The 2140-nt window shown below is 67.3% G+C and carries 3 protein-coding genes; 2 read left to right on the top strand and 1 reads right to left on the bottom strand.

What is annotated here, in order from left to right:
• Positions 1 to 167 precede the first annotated feature (167 nt).
• On the bottom strand, positions 168 to 947 hold the full coding sequence (locus tag AB0J90_RS35605) for a TetR/AcrR family transcriptional regulator (protein ID WP_363603498.1): 780 nt from the start codon (positions 945 to 947) through the stop codon (positions 168 to 170).
• A 92-nt stretch (positions 948 to 1039) separates the two neighbouring features.
• Between AB0J90_RS35605 and AB0J90_RS35600 the strand changes: the two genes are divergently transcribed.
• Positions 1040 to 1501, top strand: coding sequence for a VOC family protein (locus AB0J90_RS35600; protein WP_363603497.1), 462 nt, complete (start codon positions 1040 to 1042; stop codon positions 1499 to 1501).
• Positions 1498 to 1959: a nitroreductase family deazaflavin-dependent oxidoreductase gene (locus AB0J90_RS35595; protein WP_363603496.1), complete on the top strand. Its 462-nt coding sequence runs from the start codon at positions 1498 to 1500 to the stop codon at positions 1957 to 1959. Before AB0J90_RS35600 ends, AB0J90_RS35595 begins: the two co-directional genes overlap by 4 nt.
• Positions 1960 to 2140: the final 181 nt, after the last annotated feature.

Raw genomic sequence — 2140 nt, 5'->3', positions numbered from 1 at the left:
CCCGGCGCTGCTCCGGTCGTACGCGATGTATAACCACCCCCGGCCCGCCAACATTCCGCGAACCCGCCCCCGACGAGAGTTGATCAAGCCCAAAAACCTCGCACGCCCGACACGGGGCTCAGAGGTCCGGACGGCGCCGGGCGATTAGCGTTGGTGTCGGGCGAATCCTATTTGCGCTCGGTGCGTACGAACGCCTCGATGCCGTCGAGTACGCGTTGTAGGCCGAATTCGAACGTGTGCTCAGGGTCGTGCACGCCCTTGTAGTGTTCGCTGGCCGCCGTACCGACGCGCATCGCAAGGGGGTAGCGCTTCCGGACGAGCACCCGATCCAGCAGCGGACCGATGGTCATCCACCACTCGTCGTCGCTCTGCCCGGTCCGCTCGGACACCGTCTTCCACTCCAGTACGCCGGCAGTGGCGTCGCGTACGTAGCCGAGGAGCAGGGCGAGCGCGGAATCCATCTCGACGTCGGTCAGCCCGATTCCCTCGACGGCTCGCAGTTCGGCCTCGTACTTCGTGAGCACGCCCGGTCCCTGGGGCGGTCGCCGCGGGAAGAGCCGCAACAGCCACGGGTGCCGCTCGATCATCGCGCGGTTGGCTCGGGCGATGTGCTCCAGTCGCGTACGCCAGTCGCCGGGGCTCGCGTCGCCCTGGCTCTCGTTGTCGTAGCGGACCTCCGCGCAGACCCGGTCGACCATGATGTCGAGCAGTTCCTCCCGGCCGGGTACGTGCCGGTAGAGCGACATCGCCCCGACACCGAGTCGGTCCGCCACCGCCCGCATCGAGAAGCTCTCCAGACCCTCGGCGTCGGCGACCTCGATCGCGGCCGAGGTGATCTGGTCCACGGTGAGCCCGGCCTTGCGGCCCAGGCCCGAGTGCTCCCGCAGATTCCACAGCAACTCGAAGGTCCGTACCAGGTTCGCCCGGTCCTGGGGCGCAGCAGCCATGGACAGCTCCCTTGTTTGCGTATACCGTACCCAAATAACTTTGCGTACGGCGTACCCAAACTCGTTGGGTCGCGGCAGAGAGGAGCGGTCGCGTGGTCGCAGCAACATTCCGGGTGGGCCTGCGGGTCGCCGACGTCGAGGCTGCCGCGCGGTTCTACCGCGGCTTCGGGTTCGACGAGGTGGGCACCGTACCGGACCCGACAGGTCGTCCCGTGATGACGATCCTCCAGCGCGGAGAGGTACACCTGATCGTCGACGCCCTGGTGGGCATGCCGTTCCCCGACAGTGAACGGGAACGCCAGACCCAGGTCGGCCCGCGCGGCCTCGGCGTTGCCATCGGGCTCGGCGTGGAGGACCTCCAGGCGAGCTACGAGTATTGCCGGACCTCCGGCTGCACCATAACCACGGAACCGATGGACGAGGCGTGGGGCGACCGCGTCTTCGAGTGCGTGGATCCGTACGGCTACGTCTGGGAGTTCTCCCAACCACTCGCGGAGGGGATACCCGAGGACAGCTTCGCGGCCGTACGGGCGAACTGGTTCCCGGTCGCATGAGCCAGCTTCCCAACCCGTCGCCGACCGACGAGGCGGTACGGATCAGTCCGGTGGAGTGGGTGGCCAAGCAGGCACGGGCGTACGAGGAGTCGGGCGGAACCCGGGCGACCACCATCCACGGTGCTCCGTGCCTGCTCCTGGACTACCGGGGCCGACGCAGTGGCGCCTGGCACCGTACCGTTCTGATCTATGGTCGGGACGCGGAGTCGTACCTGGTGGTCGCGTCCAATGGTGGCAAGGACGACGATCCACTCTGGTTCCGGTGCCTTGAGGAGAATCCCGAGGTGCGTCTCCGGGTGGGGACGGAGCGTTTCCCCGCGTACGCCGAGACGCTGTCACCCGAGGAGAAGGCCCGTGTGTGGCCACACCTGACGGAGGTGTTCGCCCGCTGGGACACGTACCAGCAAAATACGTCGCGCGATATCCCGGTGGTCCGGCTGAGTCGCGCGCAGGCGTGAAACGTACGGACCACTCCGCCGACATCGCAGATGCCGCTGGCCGGGTCCCCAGATTCGGGGACCCGGCCAGCGGGCTTAATGCTCTGGTTGCTTACTTGGTCCAGACGTCCTGCACGATGTGCGCGGCCTGGTTCTCCCACTGCGCGTACGCATCCGGGAACGCCGACACCTGAACCTTCTG

The sequence above is a fragment of the Micromonospora sp. NPDC049523 genome, assembly GCF_040676775.1.
Taxonomy (GTDB): Bacteria; Actinomycetota; Actinomycetes; order Mycobacteriales; family Micromonosporaceae; genus Micromonospora_G.
This window is presented reverse-complemented; position numbering and strand designations above follow the sequence as displayed.